27 protein-coding genes and 3 tRNA genes are annotated in these 24924 nt (G+C 63.0%); 15 read left to right on the plus strand and 15 right to left on the minus strand.

Annotated elements, in window-relative coordinates:
* Positions 1-58: 58 nt before the first annotated feature.
* Positions 59-1408: a CCA tRNA nucleotidyltransferase gene (gene cca / locus MUK72_RS03900; protein ID WP_244704125.1), complete on the plus strand. Its 1350-nt coding sequence runs from the start codon at positions 59-61 to the stop codon at positions 1406-1408.
* Here cca and MUK72_RS03905 read toward each other — a convergent pair.
* From MUK72_RS03905 to MUK72_RS03920, 4 genes are all read right to left on the minus strand, one after another.
* Positions 1387-2397: a histone deacetylase family protein gene (locus MUK72_RS03905; protein WP_244704127.1), complete on the minus strand. Its 1011-nt coding sequence runs from the start codon at positions 2395-2397 to the stop codon at positions 1387-1389. The genes cca and MUK72_RS03905 overlap by 22 nt on opposite strands.
* Before the next feature lie 34 nt (positions 2398-2431).
* Entirely contained in the window at positions 2432-2878 is a 447-nt protein-coding gene (locus MUK72_RS03910; RefSeq protein WP_193363106.1) for a histone family protein, read from the minus strand.
* Between the two features lie 45 nt (positions 2879-2923).
* Positions 2924-4363, minus strand: coding sequence for a single-stranded DNA binding protein (locus MUK72_RS03915; protein WP_244704130.1), 1440 nt, complete (start codon positions 4361-4363; stop codon positions 2924-2926).
* Positions 4364-4475: 112 nt separating this feature from the next.
* The gene (locus MUK72_RS03920; protein WP_244704133.1) at positions 4476-5120 is read right to left on the minus strand and encodes a hypothetical protein; all 645 of its coding nucleotides are present in this window, start codon (positions 5118-5120) and stop codon (positions 4476-4478) included.
* An 88-nt stretch (positions 5121-5208) separates the two neighbouring features.
* Between MUK72_RS03920 and MUK72_RS03925 the strand changes: the two genes are divergently transcribed.
* Positions 5209-5281: transfer RNA gene (locus MUK72_RS03925), tRNA-Arg, on the plus strand.
* Positions 5282-5502: 221 nt separating this feature from the next.
* Here MUK72_RS03925 and MUK72_RS03930 read toward each other — a convergent pair.
* Both MUK72_RS03930 and MUK72_RS03935 read right to left on the minus strand, forming a co-directional pair.
* A complete protein-coding gene (locus tag MUK72_RS03930; RefSeq protein ID WP_244704135.1) occupies positions 5503-6621 on the minus strand; it encodes a hypothetical protein in 1119 nt (372 codons plus the stop codon).
* 127 nt (positions 6622-6748) lie between these two features.
* The gene (locus MUK72_RS03935) at positions 6749-7375 is read right to left on the minus strand and encodes a YegP family protein (RefSeq protein ID WP_244704138.1); all 627 of its coding nucleotides are present in this window, start codon (positions 7373-7375) and stop codon (positions 6749-6751) included.
* 98 nt (positions 7376-7473) lie between these two features.
* On the opposite strand from MUK72_RS03935, the gene MUK72_RS03940 reads away from it, so the two are divergent.
* Complete coding sequence (locus tag MUK72_RS03940) at positions 7474-7746, plus strand: hypothetical protein (protein ID WP_244704140.1); 273 nt, start codon at positions 7474-7476, stop codon at positions 7744-7746.
* Here MUK72_RS03940 and MUK72_RS03945 read toward each other — a convergent pair.
* Entirely contained in the window at positions 7743-8183 is a 441-nt protein-coding gene (locus MUK72_RS03945) for a MaoC family dehydratase (protein ID WP_244704142.1), read from the minus strand. The two genes, MUK72_RS03940 and MUK72_RS03945, sit on opposite strands and share 4 nt — an antisense overlap.
* A 141-nt stretch (positions 8184-8324) precedes the next feature.
* Between MUK72_RS03945 and MUK72_RS03950 the strand changes: the two genes are divergently transcribed.
* The 3 genes from MUK72_RS03950 to MUK72_RS03960 all read left to right on the plus strand — a co-directional run bounded on the left by MUK72_RS03950 (position 8325) and on the right by MUK72_RS03960 (position 10443).
* Positions 8325-8708, plus strand: a complete 384-nt coding sequence (locus MUK72_RS03950; protein ID WP_244704144.1) for a DUF4112 domain-containing protein — start codon at positions 8325-8327, stop codon at positions 8706-8708.
* Between the two features lie 26 nt (positions 8709-8734).
* Positions 8735-9346, plus strand: a complete 612-nt coding sequence (locus tag MUK72_RS03955) for a DUF309 domain-containing protein (RefSeq protein ID WP_244704146.1) — start codon at positions 8735-8737, stop codon at positions 9344-9346.
* Positions 9347-9441: 95 nt separating this feature from the next.
* Positions 9442-10443 (plus strand): cupredoxin domain-containing protein, encoded by a 1002-nt coding sequence (locus MUK72_RS03960; RefSeq protein ID WP_244704148.1) that lies wholly within the window; start codon positions 9442-9444, stop codon positions 10441-10443.
* Between the two features lie 75 nt (positions 10444-10518).
* Here the strand turns inward: MUK72_RS03960 and azf are convergent, their stop codons facing one another.
* Together azf and MUK72_RS03970 are read right to left on the minus strand one after the other, a co-directional pair.
* Positions 10519-11274 carry an NAD-dependent glucose-6-phosphate dehydrogenase Azf gene (azf, locus tag MUK72_RS03965; protein ID WP_244704150.1) on the minus strand — a complete coding sequence of 252 codons (756 nt, stop codon included), beginning with the start codon at positions 11272-11274 and terminating at the stop codon, positions 10519-10521.
* Between the two features lie 50 nt (positions 11275-11324).
* A complete protein-coding gene (locus MUK72_RS03970) occupies positions 11325-11933 on the minus strand; it encodes a translation initiation factor IF-2 subunit beta (RefSeq protein WP_004051629.1) in 609 nt (202 codons plus the stop codon).
* Positions 11934-12365: 432 nt separating this feature from the next.
* Here MUK72_RS03970 and MUK72_RS03975 point away from each other — a divergent pair, with 432 nt between their 5' ends.
* Positions 12366-12734, plus strand: a complete 369-nt coding sequence (locus MUK72_RS03975; RefSeq protein ID WP_244704153.1) for a dihydroneopterin aldolase family protein — start codon at positions 12366-12368, stop codon at positions 12732-12734.
* A gap of 10 nt (positions 12735-12744) precedes the next feature.
* On the opposite strand, the gene MUK72_RS03980 is transcribed toward MUK72_RS03975, so the two are convergent.
* Positions 12745-13050, minus strand: coding sequence for a MazG nucleotide pyrophosphohydrolase domain-containing protein (locus tag MUK72_RS03980; protein WP_244704155.1), 306 nt, complete (start codon positions 13048-13050; stop codon positions 12745-12747).
* A 152-nt stretch (positions 13051-13202) separates the two neighbouring features.
* Here MUK72_RS03980 and MUK72_RS03985 point away from each other — a divergent pair, with 152 nt between their 5' ends.
* On the plus strand, positions 13203-13679 hold the full coding sequence (locus MUK72_RS03985) for a DUF5790 family protein (RefSeq protein WP_244704157.1): 477 nt from the start codon (positions 13203-13205) through the stop codon (positions 13677-13679).
* On the opposite strand, the gene MUK72_RS03990 is transcribed toward MUK72_RS03985, so the two are convergent.
* The gene (locus MUK72_RS03990) at positions 13680-14408 is read right to left on the minus strand and encodes a creatininase family protein (protein ID WP_244704159.1); all 729 of its coding nucleotides are present in this window, start codon (positions 14406-14408) and stop codon (positions 13680-13682) included. It lies immediately after the preceding gene.
* Positions 14409-14479: 71 nt separating this feature from the next.
* Here MUK72_RS03990 and MUK72_RS03995 point away from each other — a divergent pair, with 71 nt between their 5' ends.
* Positions 14480-14800, plus strand: coding sequence for a DUF5789 family protein (locus MUK72_RS03995; protein WP_244704161.1), 321 nt, complete (start codon positions 14480-14482; stop codon positions 14798-14800).
* Here the strand turns inward: MUK72_RS03995 and MUK72_RS04000 are convergent.
* Together MUK72_RS04000 and MUK72_RS04005 are read right to left on the minus strand one after the other, a co-directional pair.
* A complete protein-coding gene (locus MUK72_RS04000) occupies positions 14797-16719 on the minus strand; it encodes an ABC transporter ATP-binding protein (RefSeq protein WP_244704163.1) in 1923 nt (640 codons plus the stop codon). The genes MUK72_RS03995 and MUK72_RS04000 overlap by 4 nt on opposite strands.
* A gap of 87 nt (positions 16720-16806) precedes the next feature.
* A complete protein-coding gene (locus MUK72_RS04005; protein WP_244704165.1) occupies positions 16807-17316 on the minus strand; it encodes a DUF192 domain-containing protein in 510 nt (169 codons plus the stop codon).
* Between the two features lie 80 nt (positions 17317-17396).
* On the opposite strand from MUK72_RS04005, the gene MUK72_RS04010 reads away from it, so the two are divergent.
* The 3 genes from MUK72_RS04010 to MUK72_RS20170 all read left to right on the plus strand — a co-directional run bounded on the left by MUK72_RS04010 (position 17397) and on the right by MUK72_RS20170 (position 18543).
* Positions 17397-17470, plus strand: a tRNA-Val gene (locus MUK72_RS04010).
* Between the two features lie 483 nt (positions 17471-17953).
* Positions 17954-18027, plus strand: a tRNA-Phe gene (locus MUK72_RS04020).
* 384 nt (positions 18028-18411) lie between these two features.
* The gene (locus MUK72_RS20170) at positions 18412-18543 is read left to right on the plus strand and encodes a hypothetical protein (protein ID WP_280518315.1); all 132 of its coding nucleotides are present in this window, start codon (positions 18412-18414) and stop codon (positions 18541-18543) included.
* Between the two features lie 158 nt (positions 18544-18701).
* On the opposite strand, the gene MUK72_RS04025 is transcribed toward MUK72_RS20170, so the two are convergent.
* Complete coding sequence (locus MUK72_RS04025) at positions 18702-19871, minus strand: ISH3 family transposase (protein ID WP_244698896.1); 1170 nt, start codon at positions 19869-19871, stop codon at positions 18702-18704.
* An 88-nt stretch (positions 19872-19959) separates the two neighbouring features.
* Between MUK72_RS04025 and MUK72_RS04030 the strand changes: the two genes are divergently transcribed.
* Complete coding sequence (locus MUK72_RS04030; RefSeq protein ID WP_244704169.1) at positions 19960-22077, plus strand: hypothetical protein; 2118 nt, start codon at positions 19960-19962, stop codon at positions 22075-22077.
* A 140-nt stretch (positions 22078-22217) separates the two neighbouring features.
* On the opposite strand, the gene MUK72_RS04035 is transcribed toward MUK72_RS04030, so the two are convergent.
* Positions 22218-23225 (minus strand): glutathione S-transferase family protein, encoded by a 1008-nt coding sequence (locus MUK72_RS04035; protein ID WP_244704171.1) that lies wholly within the window; start codon positions 23223-23225, stop codon positions 22218-22220.
* Positions 23226-23326: 101 nt separating this feature from the next.
* Between MUK72_RS04035 and MUK72_RS04040 the strand changes: the two genes are divergently transcribed.
* Both MUK72_RS04040 and MUK72_RS04045 read left to right on the plus strand, forming a co-directional pair.
* Complete coding sequence (locus MUK72_RS04040; protein ID WP_004051608.1) at positions 23327-23857, plus strand: 50S ribosomal protein L16; 531 nt, start codon at positions 23327-23329, stop codon at positions 23855-23857.
* 29 nt (positions 23858-23886) lie between these two features.
* Positions 23887-24750, plus strand: a complete 864-nt coding sequence (locus tag MUK72_RS04045) for an ATP-grasp domain-containing protein (protein WP_244704173.1) — start codon at positions 23887-23889, stop codon at positions 24748-24750.
* Positions 24751-24924 lie beyond the last annotated feature (174 nt).

Here is a 24924-nt window from a genome sequence, read left to right on the forward strand (position 1 = left end):
TCATAGCCGTTTCGCTTTCGACCGACACGCTTTCGCCCGGTGCCCCGGGAGGGACGGCATGACCGACGCCCTCGACACACTCCTCGCGCGGGTCCGCGAGCGCGTCACGCCCGACGGCGACGAGCGCGCCCGCCTCGACGCCGCGACCGCCCGGCTCGACGAGCGCGTCGCGGCGGCCATCGACGACTGCCCCGTCGCGGCCGACACGCTCCACGTCGGCTCGACCGCCCGCGGAACGTGGCTGCCCGGCGACCGCGACATCGACCTGTTCGTCCGATTTCCACCCGACCTCCCGCGGGCGGAGCTCGAACGTCACGGGCTCGCCATCGGCCACGCCGTGCTGCCCGATGGCCACGAGGAGTATGCCGAACACCCCTACGTCACCGGCGAGTTCGAGGGGTTTGCCGTCGATCTCGTCCCCTGCTATCGCGTCGAGAGCGCGACCGCCATCCGGTCGGCCGTCGATCGCACCCCATTCCACACGCGCTATCTCGCCGCCCGCCTCGACGACGCGCTCGCGACCGACGTCCGCGTCGCCAAACGATTCCTCTCGGCGATCGGCGTCTACGGCAGCGACCTCCGCACCCGCGGGTTCTCGGGCTATCTCACCGAACTGCTCGTGCTCGAATACGGCGGCTTCCGAGAACTCGTCACGGCGGCCGCCGACTGGCAGCCACCCGTGCGTTTCGACCCGGACGACCACGGCACGCGGCGCTTCGACGACCCGCTCGTGGTGATCGATCCCACCGACCCCGAGCGCAACGTTGCGGCAGTGCTCTCGGCCACCAATCTCGCCCGCTTCCAACACCACGCACGACAGCTGCTCGCCGATCCCGACGACGAGCGCTTCGCTCCCCGCACGCCGACGGCGCTCTCGCCGGCAGACGTCCGACGTGAACTCGATCGCCGCGGGACGACACCTGTTGCCGTCCGGTTCGACGCACCGGCGCTCGTCGACGACCAGCTCTACCCACAGCTCGAAAAATCGCTCGCGGGCGTTCGCACCGCCCTCGACGACCACGGCTTCGACGTGCTCCGCTCGCGGGCGTTCGCCGACCGCACGGGGGTACTCCTCTACGAACTCGCCGTCGCCGAGCGCCCCGCCGTCGAGCGACACGAGGGCCCGCCGGTGAGCGCGCGCGAGCATGCCGACCGCTTCTACGAAACCTACGCGACCGCCGACTGCGATGGCCCGTTCGTCGACGGCGACCGCTACGTCGTCGAGCGCGAACGCGACTACCGGACGGCAGACGACCTTCTCGCCGACGGGTTCGACGGGATCGCACTCGGGACCGATATCGAACGGGCGATCGACGACGGCTATTCGGTTCTCGTCGGTGACGACGTCCCGGCGCTCGCCGACGAGTTCGGCACCGATCTCGCCGACTACTTCTCGCCTAGCCCGTGAGCCGTCCGCGCATCGTCGAGGATCGATCGTAGCCGATCGTCGACCTCACCGTCGGGCGCGACCGGCTCGTAGCCCTCGAACACCTCGTTCACTTTGTTGATGCTCTCCGAGAGCGTCTCCAGACCGTAGCCGCCTTCGAGGACAAAGCCGAGACCGGCATCGCAGCGCTCGGCGAGATCGCGGACGCGTGCGGCCAGTACGCCGTAGCCCTCCGTCGAGACCGTCATCCGCGAGATCGGGTCGTGTTCGTGGGCGTCGAAGCCAGCGCTCACGAGCAGCAGATCCGGATCGAATTCGGTAAGCAACGGCGCGAACACGTCGTCGACGGTGGCGAGGTAGGCGTCGTCGTCGCCGCCGGCCGGGAACGCCACGTTCGCGGTCGTCCCCTCGCCGTCGCCCTCACCTGTTTCGCCGACCTCGCCGGACCCTGGGTAGAGCCCCCGTTCGTGAATCGAGCAGTAGAACACGTCGTCGCGGTCGTAGAAGATGTCCTGGATGCCGTTGCCGTGGTGGACGTCCCAGTCGATGATGGCGACGCGGTCGGCGGCTCCATCGAGTGCCGACTGGGCGGCGATGGCGGCGTTGTTGAGGAAGCAAAACCCCATCGCGTCGTCGGCGACCGCGTGGTGGCCGGGCGGCCGACCGATGGCGAACGGCGTCTCCCGTCCCTCGGTGCCATCGAGGGCTTCGTGCGCGCTCCAGACGGCCTGTCCGGCGCTCTTGAGCGCCGCCTCCCAGGTTGCCTCGACGGCCACCGTGTCGGGGTCCCACTGGCCGCCGCCGTCGGCGCAGAACTCGCGAACCTCCTTTACGTATTCGTCGTCGTGGACCGCGCGGGCCTGTGCCTCCCCGATCGCGTCGGCTTCGACGTACTCGACGCCGTGACGGCTTGAGAGCCCCTGTCGGATCGCGCGCAGGCGATCGGGACTCTCGGGATGGCGCGGGCCGGTGTCGTGGTTCAGACAGTCGCTCGAATAGCCGTATCTCATCTGCTCCCTCCCACGTCGGTTCGATCGACTGGGCTCACGACGCCTCCTCTGTCGGGTAGTACGGTTCGAGCTCAAAATACGCCTCGACGTCGGCGAGCGTGATCGTCCGCCGGTCGGCGTGACGCGCGAGAACGGCTGCGGCCGACGCGACCCGACCCGCGTACCGTTCGAGAATGCCCGCGAGTGCGACCCGCGCGTCCATCGAGACGCGATATCGTTCGTCGATGTCGAGCCGGGCGATGCGATCGACGGGCGCGATCGGGAGCTCCGAGTCCGTCGAGCCGTCGCCGTCGAAATCCGCCACGCGCAGCGTCTTCCGGTCGTCGTCGGTCGCCCGATCGGCGGCCTCGCTGGCGAGTCGCGCACCCTGCCGCTGGATCCGGCGTGCGAGTTCCTCGGTGGCCTCGCTACTCACGCGCAACGAGCCCGCGTGCCGCCGGATGATCGCGTCGACCGGGGCGAACGGGAGCTCGACACTCATGGCCATACGGGAGTCTGTTTCGGTCTTAAGGGTTTCCGTGCCGGCTCAGAACAGCTCGTCGGCGTCGAGCCGTCCCTCAGAAACCGACCCGCGGGCGGTGAGCTCCTCGCCGAGACCGACGTCGACGTCCGTCTCGACGCGCATCGTCTCGCTGCCGTTGTCGAGAACGACCGGATCGCCCGCCTGAACGACCGTCCCGGTGAACTCAGTCGGCTCGCCGTCCTCGTCGCTCTCGCTGCCCGCACTTCCTCCATCTCCGCTTTCGTCGCCCGATACTGCTCGATCGTCTTCCGATTCGTCGCTTGTCCCAGCCTCCGTATCGCCGCCACCGAACGCGTCCAGTCCCTCCGCAGAATCGTCCTCTTCGTCGGCGCTCGTGGCCGCCCCACCGTCGATGGCGAACACGCTCGTGCGCCAGCCGGCAGAGGCTTCGAGATCGTCGCGCCAGCCGTCCTGGATCTCGACGTCCGCGAACTGGAGTTCGTCGCCCGCGGCGATATCGCGGTCGGCCTTCTCGCCCCAGAGCGCCACGCGGATGTCGCCGCTGTCGTCCTGGATCCGGACGTTTCTGACCTGGCCCTCCGAGCCGTCGTCGCGATCGAAGGTGCGTTTCGGATCGGTCGAGCGAACCACGCCACCGATGTCGGTGATCGTATCGATCTCCAAATCCTCGATCGGTGTCGTCTCGGGGACGTACTCGACATCGGCATCGACGGGTTCGAGCGTGCTCCGTGCGCTCAGATGGACTTCGAGTTCACCGTCGCGCTCGCGAACGTAGCCGTCGACGAGTTCGACCGTCGTTCCCGGATCGAGTTCGTCGGCGTGCTCGGTTTGCTCGTCCCAGAGCGTTACTCGAACCTTTCCCGTCTCGTCGCCGAGCGTGAGATTCGCTACTTTCCCCTCCGAGCCGTCGTCGCGCTCGAAGGTCCGGATCGTGTCGGTGTCGAGCACGACACCAGTGAGCGTGACGTCGGATTCGCCGAGCGTGAGTCCCTCGATGCTCTCCGCACCGTCGAGGTCGACGTCGATCTCGACGTCCGCCGGTTCGGCGCGGTCGGCGCTCACTTCGATCCCGTTGTAGCCCTCGCGCGGTCGACCCGCGATCTTGAGCACGTCGCCGGGTTCGAGCTCCTCGACGGCCCCCTCTGCGGGTTCGTCCCAGAAGGCCACCCGGACTCGCCCCGTCTCGTCGGCGACCTCGACGTTGACGACCTTCCCGTCCTCGTCCTCGTCGTCTCGCTCGAAGCTGCGGAGTTCGCCGACGTGCGTGACCTTCGCCGCGAACTTCGCCTCCTCCATGCCTGCCTCGATGTCCGCGACACCCTCGATCTCCCCGTCGGCGAGTTCGTGGGCGATGAGCATCGCCGCGGTCTCCTCGTCGGCGAGCCCGCCCATCTCCTCGACCTTCTCCTCGACGGCCTCGCGGAACTCCGTCTCGGGGACCTCGGCATCGAGGTCCGCATAGATGTCCGCTATCGCACCCATTGAACAAAACCATAGGCGGTGGCCGCTTAAGCGTTGTCGTCGCCGAACAGCCCGCCGCTGGCCGTCGATTTTGTTATTTCCTCGTTCGCACGACACGCCCCCGGTACGGCTCTCACGGGGTCGCGGTCGTCACCGTTTGCTCACCGCCAGCGCTGCGGTGGACGACCGTCACCGAGTCGGGCGGGCTGTCGCGCCGGACGACGAACCGGTAGTCGAGTTCGGTCAGCGCCATCGAACAGGCCTGACCCGTCCCGGCCTCGTTCTCCGTGGCGATCGTGACGACCAGCTCCGACCCCTTCTGCCGAACGGAGTCGAGCACCGCCGACTGACAGCCGTTCCGCCCGACGATCGTTCCCTCCACGACGATCCGCGAGCCATCCCCCTCGCTCGTCACGCGCGCCGTGCCGCCCGTCGACGTGCCATTCCCGCCACCGGGCACGTCGATCGAGGGCGAATCGGTCGTATCCTCCTCCTGTTCCGTCGCGCTTGGCGTTCCCGCCCCGATCGGCGTCCCCTCACTCGGCTCCGTCGTCGGCTCGCTCGTCGCGGGCTCACCCGTCGCCGGCCCCCTCGTCGGTGCGGGCCCCGCGGTGGTCGGTTCGGGACCCGCTGCGGTCGGCTCACCGTCCTCCATCCGACTCGTTCCGGCCTCGGTCGGCGACGATCCGTTCTCCCCGCTATCACCGCCGACACAGCCGGTGACGGCGACGGCACCACCGACGAGAAGCAGTTCCTGGAGTAGCTCGCGGCGTTCCATGTGGGTCGGGCGACCACCAGCGGCATGGGTCTTGCGGCGACGCGCGAATCGTAACGGGTTTAACCGGATGTCCGCTACTGGAGAGTGAGTCCTGGTTGGGTAGTGGACTATCCTACTGGCCTGCGGAGCCGGTGACCGGAGTTCAAATCTCCGCCAGGACGCTCACTCACTTCGTTCGTTCGCGTCCTGGCGTGCCCCACGCTCGCTGCGCTCGCGTGGGACTCCGACAGGACGTTTCGGACTCACAACGCGACAAGTGTAGCGAATTGCTCTCAAAAATTTTGGCAAAGTGTTTGTTCGTATGTGTTATTGATAACATATCCGATCACAGCTAATGTCGAGCCTGAGCTCTTTCCTACCGCATCCCGAGTATACTATTCCTTCAGGATGTGCTATGGTTGAAGAAATTACCAATCCTATTTAGTGATCTTTTCTTGAACGAATTTTGGAAGCCATGTGCCTTCATTGCTGATAGTTGCTCGTCTTCTCTGTGCACAAAGAGCCATTCTTCGCCGAAGAATGCCTCATCGCCATCGCTGTATTCCATTTGATGTGAATTGATTAGTGCTAATCCAATCGTTATATACTCGGAGCCTTCAACATCGTCTTCATACAAAATATTTGAAGTACGGAATAGATTGTCTATAAATTTCCGTATCGTATTTCTACCAATCGTGATTTTAGACACATCCCATACGACTTCTACCACTCCCGTATTGTATAGATTACTCTCATGTATCTGTGGCTTTTCTGGAAAAGCAGGTGCAATTGTCAAGTTATTCTGGCTATTTTCGATCTTATATCCTACTGAATAGTGGTCCGACCTAACGTGTGTTTTGAGACGCGCAGAAATATCTGGCAATCCAATTGATAGTGTATCATCAAGATACGATCTGTCGCCCACAAAATCATAATATTGATTGAATAATTTCATTCTATCATCAATTTGTGTATTCGGAATAGAAAAACCTACTATTCTCTTGTAATTGCTGTGTACAACGTGTGACCTCACTTCATTATGTTCGTCGATCAGATCGTTGATGGTTTCGTCCACATGTGATTGATAATTGCGAGGAATTCCAAGGTACTTCTTTCGAAGGTCTTGCCGATGATTGTCTAACTCAGCACGCAAACGTTCTGCATCATATATTTCTAATCTCCAGTCATATTCTTCTCTCACATTATCTTTCACTTCACTCTTCCTTTCCCCATTTATTATTCTATTAGAAACAAAAACAAATTCGTTGCAAGCAATTCCCTTATCCACTACCTTATTCAAGTCATCCTTTAGCTTACCTTCCCATCTTTCATTCGTACTGAAATGAAATACTATATTATTCTCTCTGTCGTTCAATAAGGCGTCTTTCCCTCCATCTCTACCTTCTACGCCTTGAGGGTCTATTTTCCTGTATCCTACACCTGTCAATATATCAGAACACAACCGTTCAAACTCAACGTAATCAGTGTAACCTTCCAACTCTGCTACTGTCTCGTTATACACACTCATATGTGTGAATTCCATCGTGATAATCTTGATGCAGAGTTCAGTAAATAACGCAGCAGATACGTAGAATCTGTGAAACTAATGTAGGGACGACGGAAGGGGGAGGGGAGTGGGGGAGGGGGCGTTACTCCTCGATCTCCGCGCCGAGCACGTTCTCCTTGATCGTCGTGATCGTCGTTTCGGCATCGTCGCGCGAATCGTAGCCCGACGGACTGACCGCGAGCGTCTCGTCGTCGTGGACCAGCCGCCAGCGCCAGTTCCCGCCGTCGTCCTCGTAGAGGTCGAACGTGGCCGCGGTCTCCGACAGCGAAACGTCGATCGTCGTCCCGCCCGGCCCCGACAGTTCGACGGTCTCCGGCAACTCGGCGTCCAGCTCGGTCTCTTCTCGCCCGCGGAGTCCCGCCAGTCCGGCTTTCGCCCGCTGGCCGTACGCGCTCGCAACGCTCACGGCACGCTGGAGGCGATCGTCGTCGGTCAGCGCCCGCTCGCCGTCGAGAACGCGATCGACCCCGCGATCGAGCGCCGCCTCGACGTTCTCGCCGAGAACGGCTTCGCCGTCGCGGGCGAGCGCGATCTCGTAGCCACGCCACGCGATCCCCTCCGCGGTCGCGTCGTCGCCATCGATCCCCTCACGACCGTACTCGACGGCGAGAAACGCGTCCGCGAGTTTCCCGTCGTCGGTGCTGTAGGCGAGCTGAACCGTGGCGTTCGGCCGGACGGCGAGGGTGTACTCGTGATCGTGGTCACTCATTCGCCCCCGTTTCGACGGCAGCGCTTATCAGTGTTCATCCGGCAACTGCAATCCATCGGACCCATGATTATTACTGTCATGGTGCACGATATCGCCGCATGGAGGGCAAAACGGGCGTCGGGATCGCCGTCGTCGCGCTCGGCGTCGCCGCTATCGCCGCCATCGCCGTGCTCGAACCGACCGCGACCTGTGTGCAGACCGGCGACACGATCGGTGGACTGGGGCCGGTTCAGTTCGTCGAACTCGCCGACGGGGCGCTCGTCTACAGCCGTGACGGCGGCGCGAGCATCTGCTCGATCCCCCAGACCGTGCTCGCAGTGCCGGCCGGGTTCGTCCTCGCCGCCGTCGGACTGTTCGTCCTCGGCTCCTAACGCTCGCGGCGCTCGTAGAGCACGAGTCCGACCATCGACATGACCTCGGTCTCGCTGGCCAACGTCGTCGTCCGGCTTCTGACGAGCCCCAACTCCTCGTTCCACGGTTCGGTATCGATGACTTCCGTCCGTACCGAGAGCACGTCCCCGGGCCGGACGGGGTTCGGCCAGCGCAGTTCGTCGACGCCGACCGCACCGGTCGCCGCCGAATCGGCGAAGACGTTCGTGACGAGCAGCTCCATCGTCATCGCGGCGGTGTGCCAGCCGCTGGCGATCAACCCACCGAACAGGGAGTCGCTCGCGGCCGACTCGTCGGTGTGGAACGGCTGTGGATCGTAGCGCTCGGCGAATTCGAGTATCTCCACGCGGGTGACGTCGCGCTCGCCGAACGTGCGCGTCTCGCCGACCTCGACGTCTTCGAAATAGTCGCGACCCATGCATCCCCTCGACCCGCCGGCGTGATAGCCGTTCCCGTGCCGACTCTGGGGTGGGGGGAGGGGGAAGGGAGACAAAGGAGAACCACGCCGTCGGCGATTGCTGGCAACGCACCTATCCGTGCGGGGATCCCATCGAGATGCATGACGGACGAACTCGACGAGAACGCGCTCACGGGCCGCGAGCAAGCGGCTCTCGCGCGTACCAGAACGATGGCACGACTGCTCGACGAGGCGGTCGCCATCCCCGGCATCGGCTACCGCGTCGGTCTCGACCCACTGCTCAGCATCGCTCCGGTCTCGGGCGATGCCGCCGGCGCGGCGTTGTCGCTCTACATCATCGCCGAAGCTACTCGGCTCGGCGTCCCGCCGAAGACGCTGCTCAAGATGGTCGCCAACGTGACCCTCGACACCCTCGGCGGGTCGGTGCCGGTGCTCGGCACGCTCGTCGACGCCGCCTGGAAGGCGAACAAGCGCAACGTCTCGCTACTCGAAGACCACCTCGCCGACCGCGAGGACGTCGTCTGAACCCGTCGATCGAGAACCGAGCAGCCATGCGATCGCATCTCCGCGCCGGCATCGCCATCCACAACGCCGGCAACCACCACGCCGCCCACGACGCCTGGGAGGAGCGCTGGCTCGAATCGGATGGCGACGACGAACGGTTTCTCCACGGATTGATCCAGTTCACTGCCGCGATCCATCACGCTCGCGAACGCAATTGGACCGGGGCGACCGGGCTCGCCGACAGCGCCAGCGACTATCTCGCTGCACTTCCCTCGCCCTATCGTGGCGTGGATGTCGCCGCGGTGCGGGCGTTCCTCGCTGCCCTCCGTGCGGACCCCGAGCGCATCGAACGCGCGCCACCGCTGGCGCTCACTCACGAGGATCGAGAACTCACGCTCACCGACCTCGATTTCGACGCGAGCACGATCACTGCGGCGGTGTTCGCCGAAAACAGCGACTACGACGAGACGATGATCGAGCGCGCCGTCGGCTACGCTCGCGCCGATCTCGACGACGGCCGACCCACCAGTCCGTTCGTCACGCTCGTGCTCGACTTCGCGCGCGGGGAGAACAGGGGGATCGTCCACCAGCGCCTCGCCGAACATACCGAGCGCCGTCGCGCCCGCGAGCACGACGTCGACGGGCTGTTCGAGGTGTAACCTCTCCTCTCCTCCTCGCATCCGGACTTCGCTCCGTTTCTGCCCCTTTATCTGTTTCACGTCCCGAACTCAGTGCAGCCGATAGGTATAATATGATGACACGTCTTCTCGATACGTCGATGGACGGCGGCGAGCACGAACGCGAACCGAGCGACGTTGGGGAAATCGTCGATGACGCCGACGACCGTGGCGACGGGCGAGCGATGCTCCCGAACCGATCCACCGGCAAGGAGACGCCGATGCACGACGACACGAACGATAACGGACGAACCGACAGGCGAACGTATCTGAAAGCACTCGGCGCGGGAACGACCGCACTCGCGGCGTTCAGTGGCGTTGGTCACGCTCATGGTGACGGCGGGGACGACGAGGGGCCGATTCCGGTCGAGAACCTCGCGCTCGATAATCCACTCATCTCGGGTCACGAGGTTCACCCGGTCTACGGCTTTTCGTCGCAGACGGCGCGGGTCGCACCACCCGTCGAACCCGACCACGAAGTGCAGTCGCTGATCCGTCCACGTGAGAACGTCCCAATCCCGGAGTTCTACTTCGAGCCGACGGGGTTGTACGTCGAACCGGGCGACACGGTGCGGTTCACGATGACAACGCCCCACCACAACGTTGTGGCCTATCACCCACAGTTCGGCTTCGAGCGGCGGGTGCCGCAGTTGGTACCGCCGTTTTCCGGACCGTTGCTCCCTGCCGGGGGCTACTGGCTCTACACCTTCGAGAAACCCGGCGTTTACGAGATGAACTGTGCACCACACGAGTATTTCGGGATGGTGATGCGCATCGTCGTTGGCGAAGCGAGCGGACCGGCCGCCGAACCGTTACCCGATCTCTGTGCCACGCCGGCGGGTGGCGGTGACGGAGGGAGCGATAGCGGTGGTGCCGAGAGTGACAGCGGTGGCGGAGCCGGCGAAGGAGAAGGGCCGGAGTTGCGTCATCCGGAATTCGCTGCCTACACCGTTCTCAGCGACCCGGCGCTCGATCCGGACCACATCGTCGAGGCGGGCGGCGTGAGCTGGGACGAGCTGGCCGCGGAGAACAAACGACTGTTCCTCCAGCCGGCCGGCTTCCCACCGTGCGCTGAGTGATCGATCGGGTCGCGATCGGGGCTGTGACCGGGGCCGAAACCGAGCAATTGCCCCTCTCGACCGTTTCGAGGCCGGCTAATATTCCGCGGAGTTGTCCTCTGGCTCGTAGCCGAGCACCTCGCGAGCACCCTCCAGCGAGTAGTATTTTCGGTCGTTGTCGGAGATGCCGTAGACGATCTCGTAGTCGTAGTCGGCCTCGATTGCGCGCTCGAAGAGCTGTGCGCAGTCCCGATGGGAGAGCCACATCGCCTGCCCGCGTTCGTAGTCCTCTGGCGGATGGTTCTCCGTCAGGTTGCCGATGCGCAGACAGATGACGCTCATGTCGTGTTCGTCGTGATAGTACCGAGAGAGCGTCTCGCCGGTGGCCTTGCTCACGCCGTAGAAATTGCTCGGGCGCGGAAGTTCGGTGCCATCGAGGTCGAAGTCATCGTCAGAACGATACATCCCCGGCGTCCGCGCGTCGGTCTCGTAGCCGCCGACGGCGTGGTTCGAGGAGGCGAAGACGAACTTCTCGACGCCGGCGGTCGCGGCCGCGTCGAGCACGGTCTGGGTGCCGTCGATGTTGTTCGCGAGCACGCTGTCCCAGGGCGCTTCCGGGCGCGGATCGCCCGCGAGATGGACCACGACATCGACGTCGGCCATCGCTTCGATCATCGCCTCCGAATCGGTGACGTCGGCGACGAGATAGATGTGTTCGGTCTCGCCGGTCGGTGGCTCGCGATCGACGAGTCGCCAGTCGTAGGTGTCGCCGAGCCGGCCGAGGATCGCGCGACCGACGCGCCCGGACGCGCCGGTGAGTAACACCGTCGGCTCCCGTGGCCTCCCCGACATTCGGGTGTGGATCGGGCAGGCACCGGTAAGTACCGTGCGGTTTTTTCCGCTCAGGCCAATCGCGCGAACGCGAGCGTCCCGCTGATGTTCTCGATGTAGATATCGACCACGTCACCCTCCTGCGCACCGGGGACGAAGATGGTGTATTTGCCCTGTTCGGCCACGCCGTCGCCCTTGCGGCCCGTGCCCGTGATCTTCACCTCGTAGGTGCGACCCTCCTCGACGTCGGGACGCTGTTCGGTCTCCTGCGAGCCGGTGTTCTTCTCGACGGGTCGGAACGCGCCACAGGCCTCACAGCGCAGCATCTGCGTGCGCCCCTCCATCTCCAGTCGCGTGTCGGGCAGCCCACACTCCGAGCAGATGACGAACTCCTGGCTGTAGCTGTCGATGGCCGCGTCGAAGTCCTCGCCCGAAAAGGTGCCGTTGTAGCGCGCGCGATCGCCGCTGAACTGGCCGTTGGTCCCGAGATCGCGCTGGATCACCCGATGGAGATGTTCGGGATCGCGCGAGAGCGCATCGGCGACGTTGCCGAGATTCGTCAGCCGGGTGAACGCACCGTCCTTCTGGGCCTCCGCATCGGGGACGTCGAGGCGCGAATCGCCGGTGTCGAGATCCGGCACCGAGTCCATCGCGCGATCGAGGCTTGCTTCGTAGTCCATACCCGAAATCGATGCTTCCGACCTAAATGGATTCCGTGAGAGAGCGCAACAGGCCCGTTGTCCGCTCGCAGCCCCGTCACTTCCCGAATCTCACCAAATACCGAACGCGGTGGCGCGCGATGAATCCGGCCGGAGGCCGGAGAACGTGCGAGGTCTGCACGAGCGAAGTGAGTGCAGGCTCGTCAGAACTTCGTTCTGACGGTGGATGAGCACCACAGCGAGCGGAGCGAGCGAGGAGCGCAATCGGCTAGGGAGGTATGTGGGCTGTGCGGAGCGGTTGCGGTCTCTCCCTCTTGTTAGTTTATGCGGCGGCTGAGATCGCTGTTGAGGACGTGATCGCCGTCGCCGATACGCCGCTGATACACGTCGTCGATCAGCTCTCGTGTATTCGATTGATAGCACATTAGTTCGGGCATCACGAACCGACCGACAATGAGCAGCGCAGAGAGCGACGACACGGATCCGACGAAAGCAGAGAGCGCGTGTTTCGAGGTCGGCATCAAGTTCGGGACGCTGTACCACCAGTTCGCGGGCACCCCCGTGAACCCAGAGAGTGCCGACAGTCTCGCCCGCGCGATGGAGGACGCAATCGAGAACCAACCCCACTGCGAGTCGGTCGCGATCGAAATGGACGAGCAAGCGCTCGCGGCAGCCGCCGACGGAGAATACACCGAGCTCACTGGCCGGTTCATGACCGTTGAGATCGTGGTCGCGCGCGAGGGACGGACCGTCACCGCACGGATGGCGATGGACGACGGCTACCCGCTGATGGAGATCAAATCGGTCGAAGGAAACGACTAATCCACTTGTGTCAGTCGCCGGATGCGGCGCTTCCGGTTTCCGTAAGCCGTCGTTCGTATTTTTCGAGCGATTCGTGAAGTGCCTCGTCGGCGTCGATGTCGAGCGAATGAGCGACTGCAAGCAGTGAAAACAGCGCATCGCCGATCTCATCCGTTGCAACGGCGAGATTGTCCGGCTCTGCCCCGTAATTCGTCGAATCAGTTGTCTCCGCAGCGATTTCACCCACTTCGGCAGCCAAATCCAGGATCCGGAACGCCGGCTCGCCATCCAGATCGTGCTCATCGATGAACGCCGCGACTGTTCGCTGCTCTTCCATGCCCTCGCCCGATTCCCGGCGTGAATCAGCGTTTCGATGACGATCATCGGTCGGTAGTGTGCGAGAAAGCGATCCGATGACGCGATCTCGAACCGGTTTTCACTTTCGCTTTCGGGCACGCTTTTAAATTACATGGGACCGAATCCCACGGCATGAGCCAGGCGACGTTCGACGAGGACGACCTCTTCGACGAGGCAGCCGACGACATCCGAGCGGATGTCGAGGCGCATCTCGACGCGGCCGAGGCGGCGCTACCCGACGGCGACGCCATCTGGGAGGCCGAGGCCGAGAACACGCTCGGGGTGCTCAACGCGCTCAGATCGGCGCTCGACATCGGCGACGCCACCGGGCATCTCCGCGACGCGAAGAAGTCGTACATGATGGGCGAGCGCGCCGAGGTGTTCGACGACTCGGACGAACTCAGCGGGCGGATCGCGGCGCTCGAAGACGCGATGGCCGACGTCGAAGCGGCCCACGAGCACGCCAGCGAACTCGCGAGCACGATCCCCGAACTCCGCGGTGCGCTCGACGATCTCCACGCGGACGGTGGGGAGGCGGACGGGAAGAGCGAGGACGAAAGCGAGATGAGCACTGAGGCGGGCGACGACCGCGAGGAAGTCGCCGAGTAGTCAGGCTCGACGATCACGTTCGTCGACAGCATCGAGCAGCGTCACGAGCGCCGCCGTCGCTTCCTCCAGCAGCTCCTCGCCGCGCTCGATGGTTCCCTCACCGGGGTCACCGACCGCGCCGTTGTCGGTGAACTCCGCCGAGTCGAAGGCGAGGTTCGTCCCCGACACCCACTCGCCCCAGCCGTCGCTCGTGCCCGCGCTCGCCTCCTCAACGCGGTCGTCGTGGACGAACTCCGGATCGGTGGCTCTGAGCATGGCCGTCTCGACCGGGCCGCCGTGGCCCATGCCCGTCGCGCCGATGGCGTCGAACCACGTGAACGGGACGGCGTAGGCCTCCTCGTGGCGCGTCACGTCCGCGCAGACCTCCCGCAGCGCGCCGACGTTGCCCCCATGGCCGTTGACGACTACGATCTTCCGCCAGCCGTGTGACGCGAGGCTCGTGAGGACGTCGCGGACGTATTTCCGGAAGCTGTCGGGCGAGACCCAGAGCGTGCCCGTGAACTGGCGGTGTTCTTCGGCGATGCCGACGGGGATCGCGGGCGCGACGACGGTCTCTTTACCGTTCTCCTCACGAACGTCGGCTGCGCTCCTTGCGACCGCGCGGGCGGTCAGTCGGTCGGTACCGAGCGGGGCGTGCGGGCCGTGCTGTTCGGTGCTGCCGACGGGGAGGAGCGCGAGCTCCGTATCGAGCCCGTCGGCGTCGGTCCACGTCGCCTCGGTGAGCTGCATATCCCGACGAACGGAGCCAGCGGCTTAAGCAGGCAGAACTGATTTGACCGTGCTCCGCGCAGGGCGGGTGCATGACCGACGCAGACGACACGCGACAGCATGGCGTCGAGTTCGGTTCGTTCGGCGATCGCATGGACTCATTCGACTACCCGCTCGATCACGAGACGCTGCTCGACGAACACGGCGACGCCGAGATCGGGCTGCCCGACGGCGAGACACGTCTCGACGAACTGCTCGCACCGCTACAGGACGAAGAGCAGACCTACCAGGACGCCGACGAGCTCGAAACGATGATCCTGAACCTGGTCGGCGATGACGCGATCGGCCGCGAGAACTACTCCGACCGCGGTACCTCGACGGTGACTGACGGCGACGGCGAGCAGTCGCTTTAGTCGCCCGTTCCGGCTTCCGTTCGGGCCTGTCGGCGGGTCGCGCGTTCGACGAACTCCTCTGGAAGCTCGTCGATCTCGCCGGCCTGGACGGCCCAGAGGTTCGCGTACAGCTCGCCCAGTTCGAGCAGTTCGTCGTGCGTACCGTGTTCTTTCACCTGCCCGTCCTCCAGAACGACGATCTGGTCGGCATCTTTGATCGTCGAGAGTCGGTGGGCGATCGAGAAGGTGGTGCGATCCGCGGTCAGCCGGTCGAGGCTGCGCTGGATGAGCATCTCCGTCTCGGTGTCGACGTCGGAGGTCGCCTCGTCGAGCACGAGGATCGCGGGGTCCTTGAGAATCGCCCGCGCGATGGTGATGCGCTGGCGCTGGCCGCCCGAGAGTTTGACGCCGCGTTCGCCGGCCATCGTCTCGTAGCCCTCCGGGAGGTTCTCGATGAACTCGTGGGCTTCGGCCGCTTTCGCGGCTTCGACGATCTCCTCGTCGCTCGCGTCGAAACTCCCGTAGGCGATGTTCTCCTTCACCGTGCCGTAGAACAGATAGGAATCCTGGCTCACGTAGCCGATCGACCGGCGCAGGCTCGACAGCGTCACGTCACCGATGTTCTGGCCGTCGATTCGGATCTCGCCGTCGTCGACGTCGTACATCCGGAGGAGGAGTTTCAGCACGGTGGATTTCCCCGCTCCGGTCGGCCCGACGAGCGCGACCGTCTCGCCGCCGTCCACGTCGAAGGAAACGTCCTTGACCGTGCGCTCGTTCTCGTCGTAACCGAAGTTCACGTCATCGTATTCGACGCGCCCCTCCGAAACGGCGAGTTCCTCGGCGTCGGGGTCCTGTGCGAGCCGGCTCGGCTCGTCCATCAGCCCGAAGATGCGCTCGGCGGAGGCGCGGGCGCGCTGATACATGTTGATGATCTGGCCGAACTGTGCCATCGGCCAGATGAACCGCTGGGTGTAGAGGATGAACGTGGTGAACAGTCCGACCGAGAGGCTGTTCGTGAACGGTCCCGGTGGGCCCTGGAACACCCAGATGCCGCCGACGATGAACGTCGCGACGAAGCCGATCCCCGAGATGACGCGCAGCGTTGGGAAGAACTTGATGCGCACCTTGATTGCGCCCCACTGGGCATCGTAGTACGACTGCGAGACGTCGTCGACGCGGTCGGACTCGTAGCCCTCGGTGTTGGTTGATTTGATCACCTGGATCCCGCCGAGGTTGTTTTCGAGGCGGGAGTTCATCTCGCCGACCGACGAGCGGACGGCGGCGTACTTCGGCTGGATCTTCTTCACGAAGTAGTAGGTGAACGCCGCGATCAGCGGGATCGGCGAGAGTGCGATGAGCGCGAGCTGCCAGTTGGTGAGGAACATTACGGTCGCGATCCCGAGCACCATCGCCGCGAGGCGGAACACCGAGTTCATCCCGCCGTTGAGGAACTGTTCGAGCCGATTCACGTCGTTCGAGAGCACGGACATCATCTCGCCGGTCTGTTTGTCGGCGAAGAAATCCATGTTCAGCCGCTGCATCTTGTCGTAGGTGTCCGTCCGAATCTGATGCTGGATGTTCTGCGAGAAGGAGTTCCAGCCCCAGTTACGCCCGTAGTGGAAGATCGCACCGCCGAAGAAGGCGAAGGCGATGATGCCGGCGATGAGCCAGAACTGCTGGGTGCGGGTGGTCGGCAACCACGCCTGTGGAACCGGCCCCAGCCCGAACGGCTGGTTCTGATTGAGCACGGCGTCGATGGCGATACCGAGCAGCAGCGGCGGCAGCAGATCGAGCATCCGTGCGACCACACTTGTCAATGTACCGACGAGAAAGGAGAACGCGTTCTTGCGGCCGTACTCGGCAAACAGCCGTCGCATGGCGTTGTCGGTCCCCTCCCGTTGATCCTCGAAGGGATCCTCGTCGTCGGAAGAAAAACTCATTGAACCAATAAAGCGGATGCGCACCTAAAAGGCTTCTCGGGCCTGTGAAACAGTTCCATACCCTCGAACTCGGGCATCGCCGTTGGCTCACGAACGGTCGATCGTCACGCTATGGCCGACGTCGATTTCATGACTCTCCATCCAGCCGCGAGGCACTTCGAGGACGTATTTCCCCGTGCCGGTGCGCTGGATGTCGTTACCGTCCTGGTTCGGTCCGGGTGCGGGCGCGCTCTCGATGGCGTTGATCCGCCCGTCGCCCCCGACGAACACGATGTCGAGCGGGTAGTCCATCCCGCGCATCACGTAGGTGTGGTCGCCCGAGTCATCGTATGGGAAGAGCATGCCCGAACCGTTCCGGAGGGTCGGCGTTTCGGAGAGGCCGACGATCTTCTGCTGGCGCGATTCGGCGATGCGCACGTCGACCGTTCCCAGCTCCTGCGAGCAGTTGTTCGTGATCGCGATCTCCGCGTGATCGTACTCGCCGGTGTCGAACAGCGTCGCTGGCGGCGGCACGACGCCGGTGGCGACGGCCGTCGTCAGAGCCAGCGCGACGACGGCCAGCGCGAACAGGACGTTGAGAACGCGTCCGCGGTTCACGGATGGAGATTGACGAGCGGAGGCCTAAACGTTCCGACGGAGAGAAAGGGTTATTCGACGTGCGGCAGTTCCCCCGATGAGGGCTCGTGGTCTAGTTGGTTATGACGCGGCCTTTACAAGGCCGAGATCGGTGGTTCGACTCCGCCCGAGCCCACTCAGTTTCTGCGAGCGACAGCGAGCAGCGAATTCTGGATCGAGGGCGGTTCGAAGGAGAGAACGAACGAGCGGAGCGAGTGACGTTCGCGTGGTTCGACTCCGCCCGAGCCCATCGGATCTGTGTGGTTTCGTCGATCAACCGAGGAGGATGACGATCACGAGCCTCGCCGTGAACATCACCATTACGAACCCGAGGAGCACCGCCATCGTCTGTCCAGTCGTCATGGTGTGAGTTGTCGCTGGAGCGCAAAAACCGGCAGGGCGACGTTCGCCGAGCGAAAGTGGCTTTGCTCACCGTGGCGAAATCACGGTGATGATATCCGGCTCGACGTGTCCCGAATGCGGCGGTCACGTGCAGACCCAGGACGGACTCGGCTACGTCTGCACCGACTGTGGGGCCGAGTTCGACGTGGCGGATCTGTTCGTCCACTGAGCCGCCTTTCGAAATCCTTTTTCGTTCGGTCGACATCGATCGGAGTGAGCCGCCTTAGCTCAGACTGGGAGAGCACTCGACTGAAGATCGAGCTGTCCCCGGTTCAAATCCGGGAGGCGGCATATTCTGCGGCGACGAACGGAGTGAGTGGCCGAAGAAACGACGCCGACCGCGATTTGAATCAGAGAATGATGTGGCCGGAACGACCGTGGTTCAAATCCGGGAGGCGGCATGATTTCTCCGCGAACCAGCGAGGGAGCGATGCGATTGAGTCTGTGAGCGGGAAATCTGCATTCCGACCGCGATTTGAACCCCGCAAGTCGCGCGTAACGAACGAAGAGAGTGAGCACGTCTTCCTCCGGTTCAAATCCGGAGGTGGGAGAGCAGATCATACCTCCTATTGACATGGGATGCTTTCGTACTCATGTGTGAGAACGAAGCACATTTATCCTCATGTGAGAGTGACACAGGCATGGACTTATTCGCCCCAGTCCGTTGTTCTCCGTATGGATAAGCTGACAGCGACTATCTCGTTCGATAGGTTTTCCGATATGCCGGAGTTCTACGGCTCAGGTGCCGCCGGATACCGCTTGGAGATGGTAAAACAACGTCAGTACCTCACAAAGCTCGTCGGTTGACTGCTTCTGAGTGTGAATTCGGTGGAGAAATCGGTGCCGAGTAACTGCTGAGGAGGGTTGTTCGACACCGAGAGCATCAAACCTGTCGCAGTCGGCGGCGGAACGCCGCCGACGCAACGGTGTTGCCACTCGCTGAGTAGGCGTTCCCGGTCGGTGGATTACCGCTCGAAGCGGTCGTCCGGTGGCTTGTTTGCGGGGACGGCGCGACGCACCGCGAGCGCCGTCTCCGCTGCTCTCCGCACCATTCCGAGGAATTCATCGAATCGCCACGGCCAGAGGCGTCGCGCGCCTCGGCGCGGCGACGCCACGTACTCCCAGTGGAGATACCGCCACGCATTCTGGAGGAGGTAGCTGATCAGCACGTACAGAAACCTCACCGCCGGATTCTGTGTCGTCGTCATCGCAATACTTCGTTCGGACAACCGGTAGGTCGATTCGATCCCGAAGCGTCGGCTGTAGTACTTCCGAGCCTGACGCGGTGTGTCGATGAACGGCGCGTCAACGGCGTAGCCGTGACGCGCCACACCTTCCTCGTCGTACTTTCCTTGTTGGTACGTACAGTCGATGTAGACCGGGAAATCGACGGTCCACGTGTGACCGTCGATTTCCCCTCGGAGGTCGTGGTCGATCACGCGGCTCCAGCCTTCACTCAGTTCGGTCTGAATCTTCTCGCCCCACTTCACGATCGGCATGACGAAAGCGTAGTTGTGGGCAGCGAGCAGCGTCAGACAGTACGTATCGTAGAATTCCCGATCGAGGTAGACGGCCTTGACTTCAAGGTTAAGGCCGTTGAGCACGCCGAGCAGTTCCGCGAGGATCGAGCTGGCGGTGTCGCCGTCGGTGAGACGGCGCACCGCCAGCGTGTAGCGTTTGTTGCGTACGCGGGCGTAGAGTGTGGCATAGCCGTGGAACGTGGTCGTTCCAGCTTTGGCGAGTGACTCGTAGAGTTCTTCCTTGGAGTCGTACTCCTCGCCGTAGTACGGACGGAGGTGGAGGTCGGCGACGACCTCCACCGGCCGATCCGGAAGGAGTTCGAGGGTATCCTGTTGGATGAGCGTCTTGCCGACTCGTTCGAGCTCTGCGAGCTCGAACTTCGTCCGGAGGTGATGGAGAATCGTATTGCCGTGGGGTGAGTCCTCTGAAATCTCACAGAGGTGACTGACCGAGTCCTCGTCGGCTGTTGCGCCGACGAGGACGTCCCAGATGTCCTTGGAGTCGATATCGGCGTTCTCGCCGAGTCCGATATCGATCTCCTCGTTGAGCGTGTTGACGAGAAAGTTAAGCACCTGGTCCTCTGTGAGTTCACTGGCTGCTTGGTTGGCCTCCATCAATCCACCAAGCAGCCCGTTCACCTAACCCGCTTTGTGAGGTACTGAACGTGCTGATTTTCTCGATCTATTCGAGGGTGCTCGTCACGTGGACGCTGTGACGTACGCCGAGACGCCCGAGCTGATGGTGACGATGCTGACGGAGTACGACATCGGATCGCTGGACGTGCTCATTGGGAACGCCGACGACTACGCGGATCACGTCAACGAGGTTTCGACGGCCCGCTCACTCGTCCAGTTGCGCCAAGACGACCGTCTCGTGATTCGGTTGAAGAATCGCAAGACTGTACATTCGAAGATCTATCGGATCGTCATGCCGGACGACACGGTAAAACTCGTGCAGGGGTCGGCGAATCTCTCGCGGAACTCGTGGGAGTATCATACCAACCAGATCTCCGTTTTCACGACCGACATCGGGACAGAGCTCGACGAGGCGTTCGGGACGTTCATCGACGAGTATCGGGAGAGGTACAGCGATCAAACGCTCCTCGAAGGCTTGGTCGAAGCGATCGCGGGGGCGGACTCGCCTCAAGAGCGGGAAAATCGTATCGAGTACTGGGTCGGTGCCGGTGACCTCGACGTGAGCGACACAGCCGCTCTGAATCGGGATGCGGTCGAGGATCTGAAAGCTGTCGCTGATCGGATCACTGCAGTTGTCGATGACCCAGAGGAGGCTGCTGAGACTGTCGCGTTCGTCGAAGAACCCGAGAACGCCGACCGGAATATCGCCGACCGCGACGATTCGACCGACGAGAACCATTCCGAGACGACTGACAGCACCGCAGAACCACCGGAGGTCGGGCTCGTTGAATCGGCCCACGAGACGGGCTTGACTGACACGCTTGACCGGCCGCGGGTCCGCGCACCCGAGGAAAAGATACGGATGGGGACAAGCACGGTCGACAAGGACGTCGCCGACGAGTTCGGGATCGGTCTTCGCAACCGCGGTGGCACTGTCGAAGATCATAGCATCGTCGCGCCGCTGAGCGCGTACAACAACCAGGTCAGGGAGTCGACGGCCATCCCGACGATGTCGGTTCTTCCGGAGGCCGAACAGATCGTGATCGGGGAGGACGACGAGATGATCCTCGTCGCCACCGAGGATCCGACATCCGGAGTCCTGAATCACTGCCTCGAAACCATCGAGGAATACATCGAGACCGTCGAAAACCACGGCCACACGCAATCCGAGACCGCAGTGATGGCACAGATGTACGAAGCGTTCCTCTATGGGTTCTGGGCTCCGTTCGCCAACCAGTACGCCGAGGCCTTGTCGTCGCCGTCACGGACGCTTGACAACGTTATCCAACATCTCTACATCGGAGGGAAGAGCGACGCCGGGAAGGACAAACTCACCGAGTACATCCTTCGGCTCATCTCCGACAATACGGTTATTTCAGGAGTCGACGCGGACGAGATCGGTGTCAAGGCGATCCGCGGTATCCGTGAGTGGGACACTAGCTTCCCGTACGCCATCATCGACGCGGAGAAGGAGAAACTCCAGGGATGGAGCCCGATCCGAAACTACTGGAGCGACTGGACGCCAACCAGTGTCGATCAACCCTGTTTGATTTTCACGACGAACGACGCACTCCCAACGTCGGAGTTCCGCAACCGGATGAAGATCCTGAATATGGACGTCTCCTTTCCGTCCAATCCGGAAGATCCGGGATTCCATGAAGCCCAAGACGACCTTTCGGACGTGCTGGAGCGCCGGAACCCGATCTTCAGTTACGTCGCCCGCCGGATGCTCACCGAGCGACCGTGGACTGATTCGCACGGAACCATCGAAGACGTTCGGCAGATCTTCCGCGAGTTCTACGACGAAGCCGATCGAGCGCAGCCCGAGTATTTCCCTGCCGACGAACCGGCCGAGAAAACGTACGACACGGGGCGTCTGAAATGGCAGCGCGATATTCAGGGTGGTCGCATTACGTTCGCATCCGAACCCGGCGCGATCACTGCCGACTTCGACCGCGAAGAATACGAAGTGTATGACTACGAGAAGCGCCTGCCCAAACGGTTCATGGCCGAGAAATCCGCTACCAGCGTCTACATCGGTGCCCCTGTGGAATTCGCCGAGTGGATAGGGCATTCAGTCGAGGATCTTCTCAACGGTACTGCTGCAGTCGGCATGAACACCACGCAGTCTGACGAGGTACAGGACGAATCCAGTGGATTCTTTGCTCGACTGTTTGGCGACTAGCCGCTACAGCGCGATGATTGCAGACGGGGGCTTTCCGCTGAATGGGGTGAATTGATCTGTCTGGCGGGTTCGGGTGGTGTATCGACGCCGCAGCGAACTGTTTTCGCAGCACGTAGCGGTCGATTGCTTGCGACGGGGCCTCAGTCGGCGGTCGAGGTGGTCTGCCGAAGTTCCTCGGGCGGCCCGCCGGCCAGCCGATCACGGTCGTGCTCGGCGTCGAAGTCGTGGTTCGGCCCGACGGCGACGATGCCTTTCGGGTTGACGTCGGTGTGGGTCGCGTAGTAGTGTTCCGTGATGTGATCCATCCACACCGTGTCGGCCACGCCAGGGAGCTGGTAGAGCTCCTTCAGGTAGTTCCAGAGGTTGGGATATTCGGCGATCTTCCGGACGTTGCACTTGAAATGGGTGTGGTAGACGTCGTCGAACCTGACGAGCGTCGTGAACATGGCGACATCGGCTTCGGTGGGGACGTCACCACAGAGATAGCGCTGATCGGCGAGCACTCCCTCCCAGTGGTCGAGCGCGTCGAAGAGATCGCCGACGGCGTTCTCGTAGGCTTCCTGTGTGTCGGCGAAGCCCGCGCGATAGACGCCGTTGTTGATCGGGTCGTAGATGGCATCGATGGTCTCGTCGATCTTCTCTCGATGGTTCTCGGGATAGAGCGTTACGTCGTTGCCGAACTCTGCGAAGGCCGTGTCGAGCATCCGCATGACCTCTTCGGATTCGTTGTTGACGATGGTCTCTTTTTCTTTGTCCCAGAGCACGGGCACGGTCACGCGACCCGTGAAGTCGGGATCGGCCGCGACGTAGGTCTCCCGGAGGTAGTCGAAGTCGTTCTGGGAGTCTGCGGTCGCGCCCTCGCGCGTGGGCGTGAACTGCCAGCCGTCCTCGGCGCGGTAGGGATCGACGATGTCAACCGAGATGACATCGTCGAGACCACGTAGCGCCCGCGTCACGAGCGTCCGGTGTGCCCACGGACAGGCATAGGAGACGTAGAGATGGTAGCGCCCCGTCTCGGCCGGGAACTCCGCGTCGGGATCGGCTTTCACCCAGTTCCTGAAACTGGTCTCCTCTCTGTCGAATTCGCCGTCGTCGTTCGTCGTTTCGTAGACGTCGGTCCGCCACTCCCCGTCGACGAGTTGGTTCACGTAGCGGGTAGGGTCTCGACGAATAAAGCCCCGTCGCGGGTGTTTCCCGCCCGTTACGGTGGCTTCGAAGGGTTTATTCGCGCCCTCGGCCTCCGATTCCCATGGCCGATAAACCCGCCTCGATGTATCGGGAGATATCCAAACCCGCATACACCCGCAAGGAGTACATCACCGGCATTCCCGGTTCGAAGATCGCCCAGCACAAGATGGGCGACGTTCGCGCCGATCCCGAGGAGTTCCCGGTCCAGATCAGTCTCTCGGTTGAGGAGGAGATCCAGCTCCGCCACGGCGCGCTCGAATCCTCGCGGCTCTCGGCGAACCGCTATCTCCTGAAGAACCTCGGCGAGGGCAACTACAAGATGATCCTCCGGAAGTTCCCCCACCACGTGCTTCGGGAGAACAAACAGGCGACCGGCGCGGGCGCGGACCGCGTTTCGGACGGCATGCGCCAGGCGTTCGGCAAACCCGTGGGCACCGCTGCCCGCGTCGGTGCCAACGAGCGCATCTTCACCATCTGGTGTGACGTCGATCAGGCCGACGTGGCCAAAGAGGCGTTCCGACGTGCGTACAACAAGCTCGGCTCGCCCTGTGACATCACCGTCGAGCGCGGTGCCGAGCTGCTCGTCAGATAACGCCTCTCTGCGGCTGTTTTCGACGTCCCATGCTCACTCTCACCGTCGCCACCAGAAAGGAGACGTTCGAGCGAATGGCCGACCCCCTCGCCGAGCGCGGCATCGAGGTCCGCCACGTCGCAACCGAGGAGCGAACCGTCGCGCTCACCGACACCGGCGACGAGTGGGCGGGCTTCGACGTCGGCTTCGTCCATCCGTCGCGTCTCATGGAGGGTGGCGTCGCCGACGCGCTGCTCGACGTGCCGTGGGTCAACGACCGCGACGCGATCTTGACTTCGCGGAACAAGGCCGGGGTCATCGCCCGCCTCGCGCGCGCGGGACTCCCCGTTCCGCGGACGACGCTGATCTCGAACCCCGTCGACGAGGCCGAGCTCGTGGCGGTGTCCTCCCGGTTCGATCCGCCGGTCGTCGTGAAACCGAACTCGACGACGCGGGGGACGGGCGTGGTGAAGATCACCGACCGCGATTCGTTTCTCGGCGTGGCGGACTATCTCGGACTCATCCACCGCAACCCGGCGACCGGCGACCGTTCGTTTCTGGTCCAGGAATATATCGAGGACGCGACTGACTACCGCGCGATGTGCATCGACGGTCGCTACGCGGGCGCAGTCGAACGCCGACTGCCCGACGCGGCCCGCGCCGCGGGCGACTGGAAACACAACGTCCACCGGGGGGCCGAGGCCACGGGCGTTGACCTCCCCGAAAACCTTCGGGAGATCGCCGAGCGAACCGCACGACTGCTCGATATCCCGTGGCTCGGCGTCGATCTGCTCGTCACCGACGAGCGCGCAGTGGTTTCGGAGACCAACGCGCGCCCGACGATCGACGACGAAACGAAGTACGAACCCGGATTCTACGACGAATTAGCCGCTCTGATCGAAGCACAGGTGTGATCGCGGTGCGGCCGGCTGTGGCGGCCCGCGGCCGCGGTGCGGTGGCGGTAGCGGTGTTGTCCTGGTGGATGAAGGGCGAGACCGCGAAGTGGTTGAGGGCTTCGGCGGTGCTGTGCGGGGCGGTTGCGGAGAGCAGTCCTGTCCGCGCGAACGAATGTGAGCGCGGTTCACCGC

The sequence above is a fragment of the Halococcus dombrowskii genome (assembly GCF_022870485.1).
GTDB lineage: Archaea > Halobacteriota > Halobacteria > Halobacteriales > Halococcaceae > Halococcus > Halococcus morrhuae.